The 19,237-nt window shown below is 44.9% G+C and carries 16 protein-coding genes, 1 rRNA gene and 1 other RNA gene; 6 read left to right on the plus strand and 12 right to left on the minus strand.

Annotated elements, in window-relative coordinates:
* From H8S65_RS00005 to H8S65_RS00015, 3 genes are all read right to left on the minus strand, one after another.
* Positions 1 to 106, minus strand: a 16S ribosomal RNA gene (locus H8S65_RS00005); the annotation flags it as partial.
* Between the two features lie 538 nt (positions 107 to 644).
* Positions 645 to 1,505, minus strand: a complete 861-nt coding sequence (locus tag H8S65_RS00010; protein WP_005641668.1) for a sigma-70 family RNA polymerase sigma factor — start codon at positions 1,503 to 1,505, stop codon at positions 645 to 647.
* 143 nt (positions 1,506 to 1,648) lie between these two features.
* The gene (locus H8S65_RS00015; protein WP_186927918.1) at positions 1,649 to 3,226 is read right to left on the minus strand and encodes a Do family serine endopeptidase; all 1,578 of its coding nucleotides are present in this window, start codon (positions 3,224 to 3,226) and stop codon (positions 1,649 to 1,651) included.
* 632 nt (positions 3,227 to 3,858) lie between these two features.
* On the opposite strand from H8S65_RS00015, the gene rnpB reads away from it, so the two are divergent.
* The 3 genes from rnpB (at position 3,859) to H8S65_RS00030 (ending at position 7,065) form a co-directional block, all read left to right on the plus strand.
* Positions 3,859 to 4,217, plus strand: an RNA gene (rnpB, locus tag H8S65_RS00020) — RNase P RNA component class A.
* Between the two features lie 99 nt (positions 4,218 to 4,316).
* Positions 4,317 to 5,675 carry a YihY/virulence factor BrkB family protein gene (locus H8S65_RS00025; protein WP_186927919.1) on the plus strand — a complete coding sequence of 453 codons (1,359 nt, stop codon included), beginning with the start codon at positions 4,317 to 4,319 and terminating at the stop codon, positions 5,673 to 5,675.
* A gap of 25 nt (positions 5,676 to 5,700) precedes the next feature.
* Entirely contained in the window at positions 5,701 to 7,065 is a 1,365-nt protein-coding gene (locus tag H8S65_RS00030) for an MATE family efflux transporter (RefSeq protein ID WP_186927920.1), read from the plus strand.
* Here the strand turns inward: H8S65_RS00030 and H8S65_RS00035 are convergent.
* Complete coding sequence (locus H8S65_RS00035) at positions 7,046 to 7,591, minus strand: nitroreductase family protein (RefSeq protein ID WP_186927921.1); 546 nt, start codon at positions 7,589 to 7,591, stop codon at positions 7,046 to 7,048. The genes H8S65_RS00030 and H8S65_RS00035 overlap by 20 nt on opposite strands.
* Positions 7,588 to 8,190 (minus strand): riboflavin synthase, encoded by a 603-nt coding sequence (locus tag H8S65_RS00040; RefSeq protein WP_186927922.1) that lies wholly within the window; start codon positions 8,188 to 8,190, stop codon positions 7,588 to 7,590. Before H8S65_RS00040 ends, H8S65_RS00035 begins: the two co-directional genes overlap by 4 nt.
* A 79-nt stretch (positions 8,191 to 8,269) precedes the next feature.
* Between H8S65_RS00040 and H8S65_RS00045 the strand changes: the two genes are divergently transcribed.
* The 3 genes from H8S65_RS00045 to H8S65_RS00055 are packed head-to-tail and all read left to right on the plus strand — an operon-like array spanning position 8,270 to position 9,109.
* Complete coding sequence (locus H8S65_RS00045) at positions 8,270 to 8,416, plus strand: hypothetical protein (RefSeq protein ID WP_186927923.1); 147 nt, start codon at positions 8,270 to 8,272, stop codon at positions 8,414 to 8,416.
* A 1-nt stretch (position 8,417) separates the two neighbouring features.
* Positions 8,418 to 8,759: a TM2 domain-containing protein gene (locus H8S65_RS00050; RefSeq protein ID WP_186927924.1), complete on the plus strand. Its 342-nt coding sequence runs from the start codon at positions 8,418 to 8,420 to the stop codon at positions 8,757 to 8,759.
* Between the two features lie 47 nt (positions 8,760 to 8,806).
* On the plus strand, positions 8,807 to 9,109 hold the full coding sequence (locus H8S65_RS00055) for a nucleotidyltransferase family protein (protein WP_186927925.1): 303 nt from the start codon (positions 8,807 to 8,809) through the stop codon (positions 9,107 to 9,109).
* Between the two features lie 377 nt (positions 9,110 to 9,486).
* Here the strand turns inward: H8S65_RS00055 and H8S65_RS00060 are convergent, their stop codons facing one another.
* The 7 genes from H8S65_RS00060 to H8S65_RS00090 all read right to left on the minus strand — a co-directional run bounded on the left by H8S65_RS00060 (position 9,487) and on the right by H8S65_RS00090 (position 18,924).
* Entirely contained in the window at positions 9,487 to 9,888 is a 402-nt protein-coding gene (locus tag H8S65_RS00060) for a hypothetical protein (RefSeq protein WP_186927926.1), read from the minus strand.
* Between the two features lie 460 nt (positions 9,889 to 10,348).
* On the minus strand, positions 10,349 to 11,734 hold the full coding sequence (locus H8S65_RS00065) for a Fic family protein (RefSeq protein WP_186927927.1): 1,386 nt from the start codon (positions 11,732 to 11,734) through the stop codon (positions 10,349 to 10,351).
* 90 nt (positions 11,735 to 11,824) lie between these two features.
* Entirely contained in the window at positions 11,825 to 13,471 is a 1,647-nt protein-coding gene (locus H8S65_RS00070; RefSeq protein WP_186927928.1) for a diphosphate--fructose-6-phosphate 1-phosphotransferase, read from the minus strand.
* Between the two features lie 121 nt (positions 13,472 to 13,592).
* Positions 13,593 to 14,312 carry a hypothetical protein gene (locus H8S65_RS00075; protein WP_186927929.1) on the minus strand — a complete coding sequence of 240 codons (720 nt, stop codon included), beginning with the start codon at positions 14,310 to 14,312 and terminating at the stop codon, positions 13,593 to 13,595.
* A 1-nt stretch (position 14,313) separates the two neighbouring features.
* Positions 14,314 to 15,336, minus strand: coding sequence for an AAA family ATPase (locus tag H8S65_RS00080; protein WP_186927930.1), 1,023 nt, complete (start codon positions 15,334 to 15,336; stop codon positions 14,314 to 14,316).
* The gene (locus H8S65_RS00085; protein ID WP_186927931.1) at positions 15,333 to 16,481 is read right to left on the minus strand and encodes a DUF262 domain-containing protein; all 1,149 of its coding nucleotides are present in this window, start codon (positions 16,479 to 16,481) and stop codon (positions 15,333 to 15,335) included. Before H8S65_RS00085 ends, H8S65_RS00080 begins: the two co-directional genes overlap by 4 nt.
* Before the next feature lie 118 nt (positions 16,482 to 16,599).
* Entirely contained in the window at positions 16,600 to 18,924 is a 2,325-nt protein-coding gene (locus H8S65_RS00090) for a GH92 family glycosyl hydrolase (protein ID WP_186927932.1), read from the minus strand.
* Between the last annotated feature and the right edge of the window lie 313 nt (positions 18,925 to 19,237).

Below are 19,237 nucleotides of genomic sequence, written 5' to 3' on the forward strand. Positions count from 1 at the left end.
GTGCGCCGGTCGCCGGCAGGCATTGCTGCCCCCGCTGCCCCTCGACTTGCATGTGTTAAGCCTGTCGCTAGCGTTCATCCTGAGCCAGGATCAAACTCTTCGTTGTTAAATTGTTTTTTTGCCTTTTGCCCAGAATCTCGTTGTTTATTGTAGTTATTGACGGTATGTTTTAGTATTCCTACTACGTCTCTTGTACTACTTGTTGATATGTAAATCTTTCAAAGAACTTTTTCGCTTTCGTTTAGCGAACGTGGGTGCAAAGATAATAACTTTTATTTTTAACTTCCAAATTTTCTCGGAACTTTTTTCAAAAGTTTTTTGTTTCATCATTTAACTACCTGCGTTCTCTCTCGAATGCGGATGCAAAAGTAGTGCTTTACAACATACGCACCAAACATTTTTGCAACTATTTTTTCACCCGTTTGTGACGTTTTTACGCTAACTTCTGAACCACTGACTGTTACAAACGAAACTTTTTTCTTTTTTCATATACCCCTATTTTCAGGCTATACTGACGGCTCTTATATACGTATAATAATGTACAAGGAAAAGCTTAACCAAAATCATAAACAAGAAATAACAAAGAAGCCCCCTACCCTGACGGATAAGAGGCTTTTAAATTCTTTTGTCTTCCTCCTGAGAGGTTAACCTAAATACGATTTGAGGAGCTTGCTACGTGTTCCTTGCCTTAATCTTCTAATTGCTTTTTCCTTGATCTGGCGGACGCGCTCTCTTGTGAGGCCAAATTTGTCGCCAATCTCTTCCAATGTCATTTCCTGACAGCCAATACCGAAAAACATTTTGATTATCTCACATTCTCTTTCGGTTAATGTAGCAAGTGCTCGATCAATTTCTTTTGCCAATGACTCGTTCATCAACGACCGGTCAGCGATAGGAGCGTCATCGTTAACAAGCACATCCAAAAGACTGTTGTCTTCGCCTTCCACGAACGGAGCATCCACCGAGATATGTCTTCCCGATACTTTTAAGGTATCCGAAATCTTATCTACCGGAATATCCAGTTCGTCTGCAAGTTCTTCAGGAGAAGGTCTGCGTTCGTTTTCCTGTTCGAATTTAGAGAAGGCTTTGCTGATTTTATTCAACGAACCCACCTGATTCAACGGAAGACGTACGATTCTTGACTGTTCTGCCAAAGCCTGCAAAATAGATTGACGAATCCACCATACAGCATAGGAAATAAACTTAAAACCTCTGGTTTCGTCGAATTTTTCAGCTGCCTTAATCAACCCCAGGTTACCTTCGTTAATAAGGTCCGGTAAACTTAACCCCTGATTTTGATATTGTTTAGCTACAGATACAACAAAACGCAGATTTGCTCTGGTTAATTTTTCCAATGCTCTCCGGTCGCCTCTTTTGATAGCCTGTGCCAATTCTACTTCTTCTTCTACTGTGATCAGATCTTCACGGCCTATTTCCTGAAGATACTTGTCAAGAGAAGCGCTTTCGCGATTGGTAATGGACTTTGTGATCTTTAACTGTCTCATCCAATAATTTTATATTGAGAATATCAGGGTGCAAAGATAATATTATTTTTATTGACAGAATTGGCTGGATGCACCCTACACCCAGCCAATTATAAACCTTTAACAATCTTCCCGCCAAATAAGACGAATATAACGTTATTTTATTATTCAGCCAGATCTATAGCATATACTTTCGTACGTCCATTCGGATAGAAACCTTTTACTACGATGTAACGATCGTCATCGTTGCCTTTCAAAACCTTGTCAACTATTTTCTCAAGCTGTTCAGGAGATGAAATCTTCTGGTCGTTTACAACCATGATAATGAAACCTTTTTTAATACCGGCATCTTTCAGTTTACCATTCAGCAAACCGGTTACTTCAATACCATAGCTTACACCTAATTCACGTTTCTGTTCGTTTGTCAACGCGCTAAAAGCGGCTCCCAGAACTTCGGCACTGTCGGCGGCTCCTTTCACTACTGCCGTACTGCCTTGTGCGTTACGAAGTTCCACATTAAACGTCTTGGTGCTACCATTACGGTCTACGGTTACCTGTACTTTGTCACCCGGACGATATTTACTGATCTGTTCCTGCAAAGCATTCGCAGATTTTACTTTTGCACCATTTACGGCTACAATCACGTCACCCTTTTCAATACCGGCTTCCTTAGCAGTACTGCGGTCTGCAAAATCAGCCACACATGCACCTTCGGAAACTTTTATCTTGGATTTCAGTGCACTCAGTTCCTCTTTCTGTTTAGCCGGCAGGTTCGGATAGCTCAGCATGTCGGCGATGTCACCCACACTCATAATCTGGACACCCAGGATTGCGCGCTGTACCGTACCATACTGCTTCAAGTCGTTTGCCACTTTCCCTGCAATGCTGATAGGCACTGCAAACGAGTAACCGGCAAAGTTTCCTGTTTCGGAATAAATAGCGGTATTGATACCGACCAACTCACCTTTCGTATTCACCAGCGCACCTCCACTGTTACCGGGGTTCACGGCTGCATCGGTCTGGATAAACGACTCGATCTTGCTCTTATCGCCACCTCCCATCGAGATGCCACGTCCTTTAGCACTCACAATACCGGCTGTAACCGTAGAAGTCAGATTAAACGGGTTACCGACTGCCAACACCCACTCCCCGACTTTCAGTTTTTCAGAATCGCCGAACGGAATGGTAGGAAGATCTTTCGCATCGATCTTAAGCAAAGCGATATCCGTCGTCGGATCGGTTCCGACCAGTTTGGCAGCAAACTTGCGGTTGTCATTCAATGTCACTTCCAGTTCGTCCGCCCCATCGATCACATGGTTGTTCGTTATAATATATCCGTCGGTCGAAATGATCACCCCGGAACCGGCTCCTACCCGTGGTTGCGGTTGCGGACGCTGGAAACCTCCACCTCCACGTCCTCCGAATCCGAAGAAATATTCGAACGGATCGACATACTGCGGCTGATTGCCACCGTCGGCATATTGTTTGGCGTTTGTCGTGGCCTTAATATGCACAACGCCATGAACCGTACTTTCTGCAGCCTTGGTAAAATCCGTATTCTCTGCAGCAACCGTGTTATAACCAGCTAACCGGATCGGCTGATTGAAGGTATTTGCTGAGCCGGAAGCACTATATACCGGTTGATTCTTATTAATCAGGTAAGCACTCGTCCCAACAGCCGCTCCCGCACTGATTGCAGCGACGAGAACGATACCAAGCACATTCTTCCACATTTTTTTCATACTCTTTTTATTTTATCAAACATTTAAATTTAACACTTTTCTTCCGACAAAGAAAACTCAAAAAACGTGCGATTATTCCATTTGCGACTGTTTTTTTATCACTTTTAACGGCGCTCCACAAGGGCTTAACTGCGATTAACAGTACTGTGTAATGCAAAGTACCTTTTTAACAATCCAACACCTGACAAATGGTCATATATTCAATAATATAACAGCAAGAACGGCAGAAAGTTTCAGAACCATTGATAATGGATATTTGACAATTAGAAAAGCCTTCCAAACTGCACGATAAGCAGACAGCAAGTTGCTTAAAAAGCGGATTCGTGCTAAAGCAATCCGCAAGTACAGTTTTGGGCAAGTATCGTTTTATTATCCTTATCGGGGTAAAGCAGCGCATTTAGAAATGTTAAAAAATATTACCCGCAATAGTAATTCCCCAAAAATGGGATAGTAATCCGATTTGGATGGGGTAGTAGTGACATTTTGACAATCTTAAATTCGTATTCCTTTAGCGTGTCGGATATGTTTCCGGAAAACAAGAGGGGTTAAATGAAAGAGCCGTGTCCTTTTCCCTCAAAATTGTCAATTGCCAATTGTCAATTATCAATTAAAAGAATTACCTTTGTCCCATTGCAGTCTGCCGGTCTGCCGCTCGTCCTCCGGGACGGGAGGAACGTCCGGGCAACAAAGAGCACCATACTTCTTAACGGGAAGCTGTCCGCGAGGGTAGAGTAGCGTAACAGAAAACGACCGCCGGACCTGTCCGGTAAGGGTGAAAAGGTGAGGTAAGAGCTCACCGGGTCTTATAGTAATATAGGATGCCGTACGTCTTATGGGTTGTAAGGTCATGTATACCGGCGCATGTAGGATTGCTCGTCCGATGCCGGGGGGTAGACCGCTAAAGCTTACTGGTGACAGTAAGACGAGATAAATGGCAGACGCTCCCGTACAAGCGGGAGTACAGAACCCGGCTTACAGGCAGACTGCTTTTTTTATTATAATGTGCCAGTATACCAATTCAACAATATGCCAATTAAATGGTTTTCTATTGGTATATTGGCACATTTAACTTATTGGCACATTATTATATATGAAAACAACCGGTAAAAAGACGCTCGGAGAACGGATCAACGCCTTACTGACAAGAACGATCCGTTTCGTCACTTACGACATTTGGCGGATCACCGAAAATGAAGTAAGCGGACTGAAAGAGTTTTATATCAATATCATCAAGACAATCATTCTTGCTGTCAGGGGTTTTCAAAACGAGAACCTTCAAACGAAAGCCTCTGCCCTCACCTATAGTACCCTGCTGTCGATCGTACCTCTTCTGGCAGTCCTGTTAGGGATAGCCAAAGGGTTCGGCTTCCAGAACACCGTACGCCAGGAATTATTCGACTATTTCCCCGGACATGAGGCGGAGTTGACCAAGGCATTCGAATTCGTGGAAAGCTACCTGGAACAGGCACAGGGCGGCGTAATCATCGGGGTCGGCTTGATCCTGTTGTTTTATACGGTTGTCAATCTGATTTCTTCGATAGAAGACACGTTCAACGATATCTGGCAGATACAGAAATCGCGGCCGTGGTATCGGAAAATATCCGACTATTTAGCATTGTTCCTGGTCCTTCCGGTGCTGATGACAGCCTCCAGCGGTTTGTCTATTTTCCTGTCAACCTTGCAAAACTCGTTTATCAGCCAATATTTCTTTTTTACACCGTTAGTCGAACTTATACTGAACATAACACCTTATATCATTACGATCCTGGCGTTCACGGGGCTTTATATTTCGTTGCCCAACACGAAGGTCCGGTTTGTAAACGGCCTCGTGGCCGGAATCCTGTCAGGCATCGCGTTCCAGTTCTTCCAGTTCATCTACATCAGCGGACAGATCTGGGTGAGCAAATACAATGCGATTTACGGTAGTTTTGCCGCTTTGCCCCTGTTGTTGCTATGGTTGCAATTGTCCTGGCTGATCTGCCTGTTCGGGGCGGAAATCTCGTATGCTTCCCAGAACGTGAAGAAATTCAGTTTCGAACGGGACAGCAAGAACATCAGCCGGCGATATAAAGATTTCCTCACGCTGCTGATCGCTTCCCTGATCGTAAAGCGGTTCGTGAAGGGGGAAAAGCCTTATACGGCGGATGAACTGTCGGACGCTTACCGCATACCGATCCGTATCACGACTCAGATACTCTACCAGTTGACCGAACTACATATCATTATCGAAGTCAATTACGGGGATGACGAACGGGTCGTCCACTACCAGCCGGCGATCGACGTAAACAAGATCACGGTCAGCTACCTGCTGACCCGCATGGACGAATATGGTTCGGAGAACTTCAAGATCGACACGTCCCGGCTGTTCAGCAAAGAATGGAAAGCCTTGCTGAAAACCCGCGAGGACATGATTAAGGCGAATGATAACATTTTGTTGAAAGACCTCTGAAGAGTTGAAAGTTGATAATTGAAAGTTGAAAGTTAAAAATACACATACGAATCTGACGGAGGGGAAGGTATGGAAGGTGATCGTTCGCTTTGCGTTGCCGTTGCTGATCGGGAATCTGCTGCAACAGTTCTATAACATAACGGACAGTATTATTGTCGGACAGTTTCTGGGAAAAGAGGCATTAGCGGCGGTATCGGCTTCCTTCTTCATCTATTACTTCATCATTTCATTCGTGATCGGTGTCGGAAGCGGGACTACGGTAGTTATTTCACAACTTTTCGGGGCTAAACAGTATCAAAAGGTACAGCTTGCGTTCTCCTCCTTCTTCATCTTCATGCTGGTCGGGGGCGTGATATTGTCCATTGCAGGGATAATTTTTGCCGAGCCGGTTTTTCGCCTGACCAATACGCCGGAAGAGGTTATTCCGCAGGCGGTGGCTTATTTCCGCATTTATATCGGGGGGACGTTTCTGTTCGTGACCTTCAACAGTATCATTTCGATTCTGCGGGGCGTGGGCGAGTCTGTCCGTCCAATGCTGTTCATTCTGATTACGACTATCCTGAACATCGCGTTCGACCTGCTTTTCATACTCGTGTTCAAATGGGGTATCGAGGGGGCGGCGCGGGCGACTGTCATTTCGCAGGGGATCGGCATGTGTATCGCCTTAGCGTATGTAAACAATACGCACCCCTTGTTGTCCATCAAAAAGCAGGATATGCTGTTCGACTGGAAACTGTTCAAAGAGAGCCTGAAAATCGGACTTCCGACAAGCGTACAGCAATGCGCGATCGCCCTCGGACTGATCGCACTGTTGGGGATCGTGAACAGTTTCGGGACCAATACGCTGACGGCTTACGGGGCTGCGGGGAAAATAGACACGATCATCACACAGGCTGTCCTTACCCTGTCGGGGGCGTTGGCGGCTTTCTGCGGACAAAACATCGGGGCGGGGAAACTGGACCGGGTGAAAAAGGGGGTACGGTTTACGATGTACACGAATATAGTCTTGGGGCTATTGACTTTTGCCGCCGTCTATCTGTTCGGCGACGAGATGATGAAGGTTTTCACGAAAGATGCGGATGTCGTGGCGATCGGGAAGGAATATCTGCTGATTATCGGCGGTTTCTTCATTGTACACGGGGCACTGAATGTCTACAACGGGGCGTTAAGGGGAGCCGGAGACACGTTGTTCCCGATGCTGACCAGCCTGATCTGCCTCTGGCTGATCCGTATCCCACTCGCCTATTATCTCAGTTCTTGGTTGGGACGCAGCGGGATCTGGTGGGCGATCGGGATCAGCATTGCAATCGGGTTGGTTGCTACCTTTGTTTATTACAAGACAGGGATATGGAAACGCAGGTGTATTATATCTAATACCGATTATAACTGACCACCTCTTTCGGATCTTTGCGCTTCTTGGGTCTGTCCGGCTGGGTGGAATAGCCGACGACGATGTCCAGCAGGACGCGTTTGCCGGAGGGGATATTCAATAGTTTGCGGACTTTCGTTTCATCGAACCAGCCGACAATGCAACTTCCCAACCCCTCGTCTTCGGCAGCCAACACAAGATGGGCGGCTGTTATGCCGATATCCAGATGGGAGAAATTCTTATCCTTGATCCACGATCCGATACCGGCTGCCAGGTTCGGCTTCTCCTCCACAACCAGGATATGCACGGGAGCCTGTTTGGTGAAATGGTTCATCCCTAAGACGCGGTTCGAGGTAGCATCCGCCACCCGGTTCTTCAGTTCGGGATCGTCCACCACAATAAAATGCCAGGGCTGCGAATTGCAGGCAGACGGCGCGATACACGCCGCCTCTAAAATACGCTGCAATTTTTCCTTTTCCACCGGACGCTGCGGATCGAAAGCCCGGTCACTCTGCCGCCGGCTTGCCAAAGAGAGGAAATCTTTCATTTGAACTGCATTATTTTACTGATATACTTTCCTACGATGTCGAACTCAAGATTGACAACCGTCCCTTTTTCGATCTGGCAGAAATTGGTGTTGTCGTGCGTATACGGAATGATCGCAACCTGAAAACTGTTCTGCTTCGAATTGCAGACGGTCAGGCTCACACCGTTGACACAGACGGAACCTTTCTCGACGGTTATATATCCCTGCCCGGCCATCTCCTTGTCGAACGGATATTCGAACGTATAATACCAGCTTCCGTTGGCATCTTCCACGCTTGTGCAAACGGCAGTCTGGTCGACGTGTCCCTGCACGATATGTCCGTCCAGGCGTCCGTTCATCATCATGCTGCGTTCCAGATTCACGAGCGAGCCGGGTTTCAGAAGTCCCAAGTTGGAACGTTCCAGGGTTTCGCGCATGGCTGTAGTGGTGAATGTATCTCCATCTTTGCGGACCACGGTCAGGCAGACGCCATTGTGGGCCACACTCTGGTCAATTTTCAATTCATCGACAAAAGAGCACTTCATCGTGATATGAATGTTGTCCTTATCATGCTCGATCGCCACGACCTGAGCAGTTTCTTCTACAATTCCTGAAAACATAAGATTGTTGTTTTAATGATTATCGAAGTCCAAAGATACGGAAAAACCTTATATTTGCCACATATAAAAATAATTCAAGATGAAAGAACAAGATATACGCTGGCAACAACGCTTTTCCAATTACCCAAAAGCATTGCTCAAACTAAAACAGACTGACCAATCCGGACTTGATAGAACATATCGGACGGAAAAGAATTATTTTTTATCAAAGAAATACTTAATATAATATGGAAGCAGACAAAGTAGACAAGTTCCTTCTCGCGAATGAAAGCAAATTCCCCGATTATGAAATACCGATCCACCGGTTGCTCGACCTTCCTCCTGAAAAAGAGGCAGTTTTAGTAAAAACCCGTTTCAAAAGCCCAGGCGACATGCTGCTTGTTTCTTTTTTCTTTGGATACTTCGGGCTGGACCGTTTCATGATCGGAGACAAGATCAAAGGAATCTTCAAACTGCTCACATTCGGCGGCTTGAGCGTTTGGTACTTAATCGACTTATTCCTGATTATGGGGACGACAAAGAGGAAGAATATGGAGATGTTGGAAGAGATCGTGAAAAAGGATATTTGATCTTTCGGATTTAAAACATACCTTTGTTCCAAGCAAATACAACAAATATGGATTTCTTCAATAACTATCTGCCAGGTATAATAGCTTTGTGCAAAAAGCATAAGGTCAAAAAGTTGTTTGCTTTCGGTTCTGTCCTGACCAATCGTTTCAATGATAAAAGTGATATCGATTTAGTTGTCGATTTTGAAAATGTTCTATTGGAAGAATATGCCGATAACTACTTTGACCTGAAAGATTCACTATCATCCATCCTCCACCGGGAGATAGATTTATTGGAAGAACAGGCAATCCGCAATCCGATTTTGAGAAAGAATATCGATAGTTCTAAATTGATAATATTTGAACCGTAAATGCCGATTTACCGGTGAGCTAACAGACAAAGTTGTGCCTTATGTCGTGAGCTCTCTTTTGCCGTCTGCTTCAGCAGACGGTTTAAAAGATCTGGAGGCAAAGCCTCTTCCTCTGTGGACTTTAGTCCCTTTCATCCATTATATTTAAAGGGGTTAAAACCCACAGAGGAACCGGCAAAGCCGGAACAATCATCTATCCGTCTGCTGAAGCAGACGGCAAAAGAAAGCCTGCGACATAAGGCACAACTTTGTCTGTTAGCTCACATATAAATCATCATTAACGGTTCACAACTGCCAATATTTGAACCATTAAATGATGATTTATGTTTCTGCCAAATTTTGGTGCCCTGTTTTACAATCCAAAGTATATTTATTCGTTAAGACAGAGTTTCGCTTTTTTCTGCCAGCAATTTATCAAGGTCGTCGATTTGATGATTCAAAAATTCCACCAAAGTATTGATCATCCTTCCGTTCTGGGACATGAAGACGATGCAATCCATCAGCCGGGTGGCCAGTTGGTAGGTTTTACGAGTGTTCTCCACATTCGGTTGCCGCATGTAATAAGCAAAACATCTGAAAAAGACAGGGATCAGGCGGTCCCAAGGCAATTCCAGATGTACTATCAGGCTTTTCATGCATCGTAACTGGTGAAGGAGATAATCCAGGTCTTCTTCATCGCTTTTGTTGGCGAACGCTTTCCGGATACGGCTGGCTTCTTCCCTGAAAAAAATTTCTTGGATAGCTTCTGTCGGGAGTGTAGAGGTGTTTGCTGCTTCCATAATATAAAAGGTATTAAAAGTAGGGCGAAAAAAGAACGGTTCCGCCTTTCCCGTTGACTAACACTTCCCAGAAGCTGGAGGCACATTAATGCTCCCCACGGGGGTACGGAACCGCCTATGGGGATAGAGACAGGCATAAAAATGCCTGCATCCATGCAGAAGCAGGTTCACTGCTACTGGGAAAAAATGTTAGTCGCTGCAAATATAGCTCTTTTCACGGATAAGCAAATAAATAAAGACCGAAAATACCCTGGATTCGTGTTTTTTGACTTTCTAAAACAGCGGTCAAAGTCTTTTTCCCAAGCCGGGACGATTATTTCACCTGAAAAATTTGCCTCCCCCGAATTATATTGCTTACTTCGTAAAATTCATAAAGAGGCTATAACCAGGATGATTCTCCGAATCATATCCGGTTATAGCCTCTTTTTTTAATCGGCAATCCATGAAACGCACGCAGCAGCTATTCCGTTTTTGCCGCCTTTCTTATGCTTAAAAGGATATTGGCTTTTATGGACTGAATCATTCGGGCAATATCTTCCGAAGAAGGATAGGTCGCATATGGGTAAAATTTATCCGGATCAGAGGCAAATGTATAATAGGTTTCTTCCAGGAATATACGGCCATCTATCCTAACGGCTATCGATTTCATATTATATTCCCGCTTAGGCTCGGATAAATCGATCCGAAAAACGAATGCACGGGCATTTTCAAGTATCTCTTGTGTTTCAGGGTCATCCAACGTTTCTTTTGAAACGGAAGATGTTTTCATCATTTCACCCGTAATCAGATCAAGCCCTTTGCTGATCCAGTCATATTTCCGGACAGACATAAAAAACACCTCCGAAGGGGCAACCGCTTCCTCTAACTTCTTCACAAATGGTTTATACACCTTTTCCAATACATCCAAAACCATCTCGACGCTAAACCTGGGCGAATCGGTTTTCACCTCTTCTTTCCTTATCTGCCGCTGCAAAACAGCCAGTTCTTTTTCAAAATCATCCTCCTCTTCTATATTCCCACCCTTAGCAGCCTTTATGCCGATTCGCAAAGCACGTTCCGCACAATCATTCAGATAACCGACAAACGGCCTGATTTTATCCAACGAAGCATTTGCACCATCCGAAGGAGTCAGGCCGACCGCCACATCACATTGATGCAGAACCCGCAAATAATTTTGCTTATCTTCCGTATGGATCACAATCATTGGATAACCGTTCCGAAACAATATATAATTCACCAATAAGCGTGCAATACGCCCATTGCCATCTTCAAAAGGATGAATGCGGATATAGCGGTAATGCAACAAGGCGGCCAACTCCACCGGAGAGAGGACGCCTTTTGCCGCCTCTGCATTATACCAATCTACCAAATCCGTCATAAAAGCGGGTGTTTCTTCCGGCAATGCATAATGGAACTCCTCCCCTGTCGCTGTTATAACCGAATTAGGACGGGATTTATATACTCCGACCTTTATCTCCATACGAGTCTTTGTACCTGTAGGGGTTTTGGCATCCTTCCAATAATCCTGGACAAGAATTGTCTTATTCAGTTCACGGATAAATTGCTCGGTCAAGGGACGTTCTTTATCCATTGCTTCCTGTTTCATCATCTCCAGGCCGACATTATGGGCTTTCATTTCTTCATAATCTTTCAAGGAAGCAGAGCCAGATGTCTCACCAAACATAAACAAAAGTTTTGTTTGGCCATAAGTCAGTGTATTACCCTCCAGATGATTCGAATTATAATTAAACTCTAACCTGAACTTACGGTCTAACCGCTTCTCATCTTCCGGCTTCAGAGGCTGAAGGGTCTGCCATTCGTCCAATAACTGCTGCAAATTATCCATATCCTTTTATTTTTCCGTAAAGATAAAAAAATAGAGGTAAAGCGAAATGCCTTACCTCTATCATTTATTGATTATATATCGTTGGATATATTATTTAGCCTGTTCCAACTGCAACGTCTTGGTCGGTTCGTCGCATACTTCAGTCGGGCCGAAATACTGGATAGGGCCGGGATAAACATAGCTTGTCGTCATAGCCCATTCGTCGCGGTTGGCAGCGAATTTCTTGAAAGGAGCGCCGTCGAGTTTCACCAAGGCTTTCTGGATAACCGGTTTCATTTCGCCGTGGCGTTTTTCCATGTTCATCATCATGGTTACGGGGATACCGCCGGCGATCCACTTGTCAGCCGGAGCAGTCGTGTTGCGTACGGAAGACATATAACCGGTCTTGCCGGCAGCGATCAGGCAGGAAGCCGTATAGCCCAAGGAATAGCAGTAGTCTGCATCGTAGTTGGACGGAGCGGCGCAACGGCCTTCGTAACCGAAGAAGTGGTGCTGTGCAGCGAACTTGCCGGCGTATTTGCCTTCAGCCTTCCATTCAGCCAACTTCTTGCCAACCATTTCAGACAGCAATTTTTCTGTTTCGATCAGAGAAACCTGTACGTTTCCGTGCGGGTCGCGATCCAAAGACAACTGACGTGCCACGCCTTCCGGCAGGGAAGCATACAGGTCGGAGTTTTCTTTTGTCAGCTTGCTGATGATGTAGGCACGCTGTTCGCTCTTCTTGATCATCTTGAATTCGGCATCGTGTTTAGCAAGGAAGTCGTTCAGCTCGGCGATCAGGCGTTTCATAGCCGGGACAAATTCGATCAGGCCTTCGGGGATCAGCACCGTACCGAAGTTGTGGCCTTCGGCAGCACGTTTTGCAACGATGCCGGCGATATAAGTCACGATATCGTCCAAAGACATGTTCTTTTCCTCTACTTCTTCGGAGATGATACAGATGTTCGGCTGAGTCTGCAAAGCGCATTCCAAAGCGATGTGGGAAGCCGAGCGTCCCATCAGCTTGATGAAGTGCCAGTATTTTTGTGCAGAGTTGCAGTCGCGCTGGATGTTGCCGATAACTTCCGAATAAACCTTGCAAGCGGTGTCGAAACCGAAAGAAGTTTCGATCTGCTCGTTCTTCAGGTCACCGTCGATCGTCTTCGGACAGCCGATAACCTGGACACCGGCATTTATAGCCTTGTAGTATTCGGCCAAGACGCAGGCATTCGTGTTGGAGTCGTCGCCACCGATGATGACCAGTGCCTTGATGTCCAGTTCTTTCAGGATTTCCAGACCCTTGTCGAACTGTTCTTTTGTTTCCAGCTTGGTACGACCTGAACCGATCATATCGAAACCACCCGTGTTGCGGTATTCGTCGATAATGTCAGCCGTCAGTTCCATATATTTATGATCGATCAGACCACCGGGTCCGAGGATAAAGCCATACAGACAAGAAGCTGCGTTGTTAGCCTTGATACCGTCGAACAGACCTGCAATCACGTTATGGCCGCCAGGAGCCTGACCGCCGGAAAGGATCACACCTACGTTCATTGCCGGCAGTGTTTTGCTTTCATTGTTCTTTTCAAAAGTAACAATCGGCATTCCGTACGTGTTCGGGAATAACTTTTTGATTTCGTCCTGATCGGCAACTGATTGTGTGTACTCACCATCTACGGCTTTTACAGCGCCTTTCAATGCAGCGGGAACCTTTGGCTGGTAAGCTGCTCTTGCAATTTGTAATGCACTCTTTGTCATTTCTTAATCTGATTTATTTAGAAAGTATCTGATTCCTAATTAAAGGCGGTGCAAATATAGAAATTTTTCTGTATTCGCGAAAGAAGATAATACGATATAGCCCTTTATTCCGCATTTTTCTTCAGCCATTCACTAACAGCCTGTTTCCCTGAACAGGCCTAACCACATAAGTCAGTTCCTTACCCGTCAATTCCAAATACATAAAACCGCTGGATAAGATGATTTCCATTTTATTATCAATCACGATATATCGATCATGATGGGTCAACAGTGAATCATCCAAGGAAAAAGACCATTGATGATTATACTTTTGCAAATCAGCAACAGCACTATCATTCAAATGCTTCGAATGATAGACGAGTTCTACTTTTTTGTTTGGCAAAATCAATTTCAAGACATCCTTGCAGGCATTCAGGTATTGATCGTACAGGCATATCTTTTTCGCATCCTGGCATAGTGCTCTTATGTGCCTGATCGCCTTATCTCTATGGACATTTCTATAAAAACAACCGGTGATATGGCTACTGATCTGATCGGACATGATATTGACATACGGATAATCTGTTCTGTCATCACACAATATCAATTTATAGTCAGTCTTTCTTGCCAGTTCTTCCAAAGTCTGCTTTGTTAACCGGGCATACTTTAAAGAGTCATAAAGACTTTTCGACACACGATCGCCAATCCCGATATCATCTAATTGTCTGGTATTGGTCAGAAACTCGCCACAACGAAACTTAAGCAAGTGCAAGATTATATCTTTATCATAGTCCTGATGCTCCTTAAACAAATAATATTGCTTATACAAAGTATCAGACAACACAAAACTATATTTCCCCATATTATTCCATTTCAAGCAGTTCAGCTAAAGTCGCATCGAAAAAACCTTCCGGGAAGTCACGAGTAAACTTGCCATCCTCTTTAAAGCCAAGTACAATGAACGGATTCTGGATGCCCTCTTTATACAAAATGGTCACATCATCTTTCAAAAAACGCTTTTTATAAATCTCATAACCGACCTTATATATAAGGTGTTCGCAATGTGTTTCTATGATTACCTGTATACCGGCTCTAACAATAAAGGCCAAGAATTCACCAACCTTTGCCTGACTGGCCGGATGAAGATGGATTTCCGGATTTTCGATAAGAATAACATCATTCTTTTTTGCCCGCAAGCACATGATCAACATTTTGGTAAGATAACTTACGCCAGCTCCCAACTGGAAAGGCGAAATATTCCCCAACCCGTCACTTTTATACTGGACCTCGACCACATCATCTAAACGGCGTTCCGTCTGCAACTCCGTCGGTATATCTAAAATATAAGACAACCAATAATTCACCTGAGCAGATAAAGTATAAGAGGAATCATCTTTAATCAATTCCGGCATTAAAGGATTAGATTTTTCTTTTTCAAATGAACCTACTATATACTCACCGACTACGCCCACTTTAAACTGTGGCGAAATTTTGGAATGCAACTCCGCCCCGATTCTATTGGCAGACAAATAGTATAAATTTTGCTCTATGTCGATCGGCATGCCGGCATCCTCTTCCGAAGGAAGAAAAACCAAAGAGAGTTCATTTGTTCCGTGATAGGAAATATGCACATTATCGATATCGATATCGACCCTGACACTTTTTGCATTATAATACTTATTTCTAATTGCATCGAATGTCAGATTCACAATAGTATCCAGTAAAATTTGTCCATTTTTCCCTATCCTGCGAACAGGAAGTAATACCGACTGTATCAAACTTGACTTACCCGCCGAGTTAACACCCGTTACAATTGTAAAAGGCTTTATCTCCAGGTTCTCATCATGAAGACATTTATAGTCTTTTATTTGTATATGTTTTATCATAACTGAATCCTGTTTATTATTTTATCCATTCGATCAAACCTGAAAGAGACACTTGTAGTCGAGTCTATATTACCGGAAAAATAACGGGAATCATCAAACTCTTCCTTTACTGATTCTATATCCAGTATGAGTCTTGATGCCCATGTGTAATCGATTTTCTCAGGGACAAAAGAAAACAAATAACTTAATGCTTCAAAGAGAGGCATGTTTATAGGTCTTCTAATCCCATTTCCCGAAAAACGAAAACCATTTTCTCCTAAAAGATCATAACTGATCTGCATACACTGAATAAACAGATTCTCATAACCTACAATCAATTTTTCAGGTGCATTATCATTCACATAAACCATAAAACGAGCCAGAAAATCATCTATATCCCCCCGGTATTGGAGAGCCGGAATATCTTTAAACTCTCCACGATGCAACATCAGAAAGGCCATTGCCCGTAAAACGACATATTGGTCTTTCATCCTTTCTTTATTAATAGAACGCCCTGTCGCAATCAAAAATTCGGGAGAACAGCAAAGTTTATCCAACATCTGTGTACAACGTCCACGGTATAAGGCATTCCTCATTTCCTGCTTATTCAACGGAGTTCCTCCGCGATTTACCCGGTCAAAGATATCATACTTTACCCGCTCAGGAGTCGGAGGCTGTATAATGTAAAAAAGTAATTGAAAGTCTTCAATAACTCCCTGTTGCTTCAAATCCAAATCCGCAAAACAACATCCATTAAACTGCTTCAATATTCTCAGATTATTCAATTTGAACTTTCCTTCCAGAAAATCCAGAATAGCACTTATCCTTTGTCGTCCGTCAACAACTTGCTTCTTCCCATTCTTATCCTCAAATAAATACATTAATGGTATAGGAATTCCCATTAGGATCGATTCGATCAGCTCGGATTTTTGCCTCTGTTTCCAGACATCATGCCTCTGGAAATCCGGATCAATTATTAATTCTTTCCGCTTCAGACAAAGTGTATGCAAATGCATAATACTATATTGAGCCTTTTCCACCCTCACTTCGGCATTCGGATATATGGTATATGAATCATCTCCGTTTATTGACAGATCGGCTTGTTCCACATCGCTAACCACATTTTCATCACTGTTTATTATTGATGCTTCATCTTTTATATCCATATTTCCCATATATTTATCCTGATTTACGATTGAGCAATAGTCTTTAAATTAATAAAGAGATAAATGTTTCATGCAAAGATATTGAGATTTATCGGAAAATCGAATAGAAATCGTTCATTTACTTGCTATCAGATATCTGGTAAAGTATCGTCTTGTCCGGCGACGCCAACGAGGCGGGACGCGCTTCGACCGAAACGGCACGCTTGTAGTTCGGTTTGCCGCTCATCACAAAGTGAAGGGTAATACCGGCCTGTACGTCTTCGTAGGGCAGATAGGATTTATCATATTTCTTTCCGTTGACATATAGCTCTTTGACATAGACGTTCTCTTTCGTCCAGTTTTCCGTGGTCATCTTTACTTCCTTTCCGTTGCTCATCCGGATCGAAAGCGCCTCGACACAAGGGGAGCCGATGTTATAGATATTGCTGGAAGGGGCTACCGGATAAAAGCCTGCGCAGTTGAACATATACCAGGCCGACATCTGCCCGCAGTCGTCATTCCCGCTCAGCGATCCCGGCTCGTTGCCATAGAAACGATCCACGATTTCACGAATCCATTTCTGGCATTTCCAGGGCTTACCCAAATAATTATATAAATAAGCAACATGATGGCAAGGCTCGTTTCCATGCCAATACCCGCCGATACGCCCCTGGATGTCGTGTGCACCCGGAATATCTTCCGGCAGTTCGACCGTAAAGAGTTCGTCCAGCCGCTTCTCGAAGAGTTTTTTTCCGGTCAGGTTGATATACCCCTGTACATCGTGCGGGACAGTCCAGGTGTACTGCATGGTAAACCCTTCCGTAATATCTCCCCAACCGTTCACGGATCCCGGCCCCTGATAAGCGATCGGTGAAAACGGAGTACGCCAGTTGCCCTGGCTGTCACGGCCCCGCATATATTTTGTTTCCGGATCGACCAATGTCTGGTATGATAAAGAACGGTTCAGGAAGTAGCGGTAATCGTCTTCCTTTCCCAATACTCTGGCGGCTTGCGCAATACAATAATCGTCATAGGCATATTCCAATGTTTTGGAAACCGACTCCGCCTCTTTGTCAAACGGGATGTAGCCATTCCGAATATAGTCCGGCAGACAGTCGTAATGTTCGTTCAAGGCAGTCTTTTTCATCGCCTCATACGCCCGTTCGTAATCGAAACCCTTTACCCCTTTGACTATCATATCCGCCAGGACGGAAACCGCGTGATACCCGATCATGCACCAAGTTTCGTTTCCGTAAAAAGACCAGATTGGGAGCATCTTCTCCACGCTTTTGTCAAAGTGGGCCAGCATCGAATTGGCGATGTCGGCATTGACGTCCTGATGCACTAAGTTGAACCAGGGATGCAAAGCCCGGTAGGTGTCCCACAAGGAAAGAGTCGTATAGTTGGTAAAGCCTTTTGCCTGCTCGATATTCTTGTCCAGGCCTCTGAAACTGCCATCCGCATCCTGGAAAACAAAAGGATGGAGGGCGGCATGATAGGCGGAAGTATAAAACGTTTCCTTTGTCTTCCGGTCGGCGGTTATCCGGTATTTTTGCAATTCTTTCTCCCACAGGTCCACCCCTTTCTCTTTGAGGCTGTCGAAAGTCAACCCGTCCAGTTCCTGCATGTTCATCTTCGCTCCGGCGGTACTGACGGAAGAGATGGCCGTTTTCACGATCACCTCCTCCCCTTCCCTGGTTGCGAAAGAGAGGCAGGCCATCAGGTTCTTTCCCCAGGCCTCGCGGTCGCTCCTGAACCGGGATGTATTATAGATCACCGGCTTTTTATCCTGCATGAAGCGCAGTCCCGTCAATTTTCGGGAAAAGACAGCCGTAAAATAGACGTGGCGTTCAGGGTCCCATCCCTTCACCAACTTATAACCCGTGATGGTCGAATCGTTTTCCATGCGCAGATTGGCCCATTCGCACGACTGCCAAAGCGTATGGTTCATATCGATCATGATAAAGGATTTTTCCGATTGGGGATAGGTGAAACGGAACATTCCGCTCCGCAGGCCTGCCGTCATCTCCGCCTTCACGCCATAGTCCTGCAGGCGGACGGCATAATAGTTCGGGGTGGCCCGTTCCTCGTCGTGCGTGTACCGGGAGCGATAGCCCTCATCGGGGTTCTCACGGCTTCCGGGTTCCAGCTTCATCTCTCCGGTTCCGGGGATAAACAGGAAATCTCCCAGGTCGGGAATACCGGTCCCGCTAAGATGCGTCAGGCTGAACCCTAAGATCGAAGTGTGGTTATATTTATAGCCGGCAGCCGCGTCATAGTACCTGGCATCCGTATCCGGGCTGATCTGAATCCCTCCGAACGGGATCTGCGCCCCCGGATATACATTGCCGTAACCATCCGTTCCGACCATCGGATTGACGTATTCCGTCAACTTTTCATTCTGTGCCGTGCCGGATAAGGCGACGCACGACGCAGCGATCAAAGTACAAATTCGTAATTTCATGTTCAAACTATTGTCATTATATATTCCGATAAATGATGATTTACCAGTGAGCTAACAGACAAGGCTCGCCTTGTGCCGCAAGTTCTCTTTTGCCGTCTGCTTCAGCAGACGGATAGATGATTGTTCCGGCTTTGCCGGCTCCTCTGTGGGTTTTAACCCCTTTAAATACAATAAATGAAAGGGACTGAAGTCCACAGAGGAAGAGGCTTTGCCTCTAAATCTTTTAAACCGCCTGCTGAAGCAGACGGCAAAAGAGAGACTGTAGCACGAGACTTGCTCGTTTGTTAACACCCCCATAAATCACCTATTTAAA

This window comes from Parabacteroides hominis, from assembly GCF_014287585.1.
In the GTDB taxonomy this organism is placed as follows: domain Bacteria; phylum Bacteroidota; class Bacteroidia; order Bacteroidales; family Tannerellaceae; genus Parabacteroides; species Parabacteroides hominis.

Coding starts and splice junctions, on each gene's coding strand:
- H8S65_RS00045 (WP_186927923.1), top strand. CDS start 8,270: ATGAAAGAACAAGATATACGCTGGCAACAACGCTTTTCCAATTACCCA.
- H8S65_RS00080 (WP_186927930.1), bottom strand. CDS start 15,336: ATGATAAAACATATACAAATAAAAGACTATAAATGTCTTCATGATGAG.
- H8S65_RS00065 (WP_186927927.1), bottom strand. CDS start 11,734: ATGGATAATTTGCAGCAGTTATTGGACGAATGGCAGACCCTTCAGCCT.
- H8S65_RS00060 (WP_186927926.1), bottom strand. CDS start 9,888: ATGGAAGCAGCAAACACCTCTACACTCCCGACAGAAGCTATCCAAGAA.
- H8S65_RS00015 (WP_186927918.1), bottom strand. CDS start 3,226: ATGAAAAAAATGTGGAAGAATGTGCTTGGTATCGTTCTCGTCGCTGCA.
- H8S65_RS00085 (WP_186927931.1), bottom strand. CDS start 16,481: ATGGATATAAAAGATGAAGCATCAATAATAAACAGTGATGAAAATGTG.
- H8S65_RS00075 (WP_186927929.1), bottom strand. CDS start 14,312: ATGGGGAAATATAGTTTTGTGTTGTCTGATACTTTGTATAAGCAATAT.
- H8S65_RS00025 (WP_186927919.1), top strand. CDS start 4,317: ATGAAAACAACCGGTAAAAAGACGCTCGGAGAACGGATCAACGCCTTA.
- H8S65_RS00050 (WP_186927924.1), top strand. CDS start 8,418: ATGGAAGCAGACAAAGTAGACAAGTTCCTTCTCGCGAATGAAAGCAAA.
- H8S65_RS00040 (WP_186927922.1), bottom strand. CDS start 8,190: ATGTTTTCAGGAATTGTAGAAGAAACTGCTCAGGTCGTGGCGATCGAG.
- H8S65_RS00070 (WP_186927928.1), bottom strand. CDS start 13,471: ATGACAAAGAGTGCATTACAAATTGCAAGAGCAGCTTACCAGCCAAAG.
- H8S65_RS00010 (WP_005641668.1), bottom strand. CDS start 1,505: ATGAGACAGTTAAAGATCACAAAGTCCATTACCAATCGCGAAAGCGCT.
- H8S65_RS00090 (WP_186927932.1), bottom strand. CDS start 18,924: ATGAAATTACGAATTTGTACTTTGATCGCTGCGTCGTGCGTCGCCTTA.
- H8S65_RS00055 (WP_186927925.1), top strand. CDS start 8,807: ATGGATTTCTTCAATAACTATCTGCCAGGTATAATAGCTTTGTGCAAA.
- H8S65_RS00035 (WP_186927921.1), bottom strand. CDS start 7,591: ATGAAAGATTTCCTCTCTTTGGCAAGCCGGCGGCAGAGTGACCGGGCT.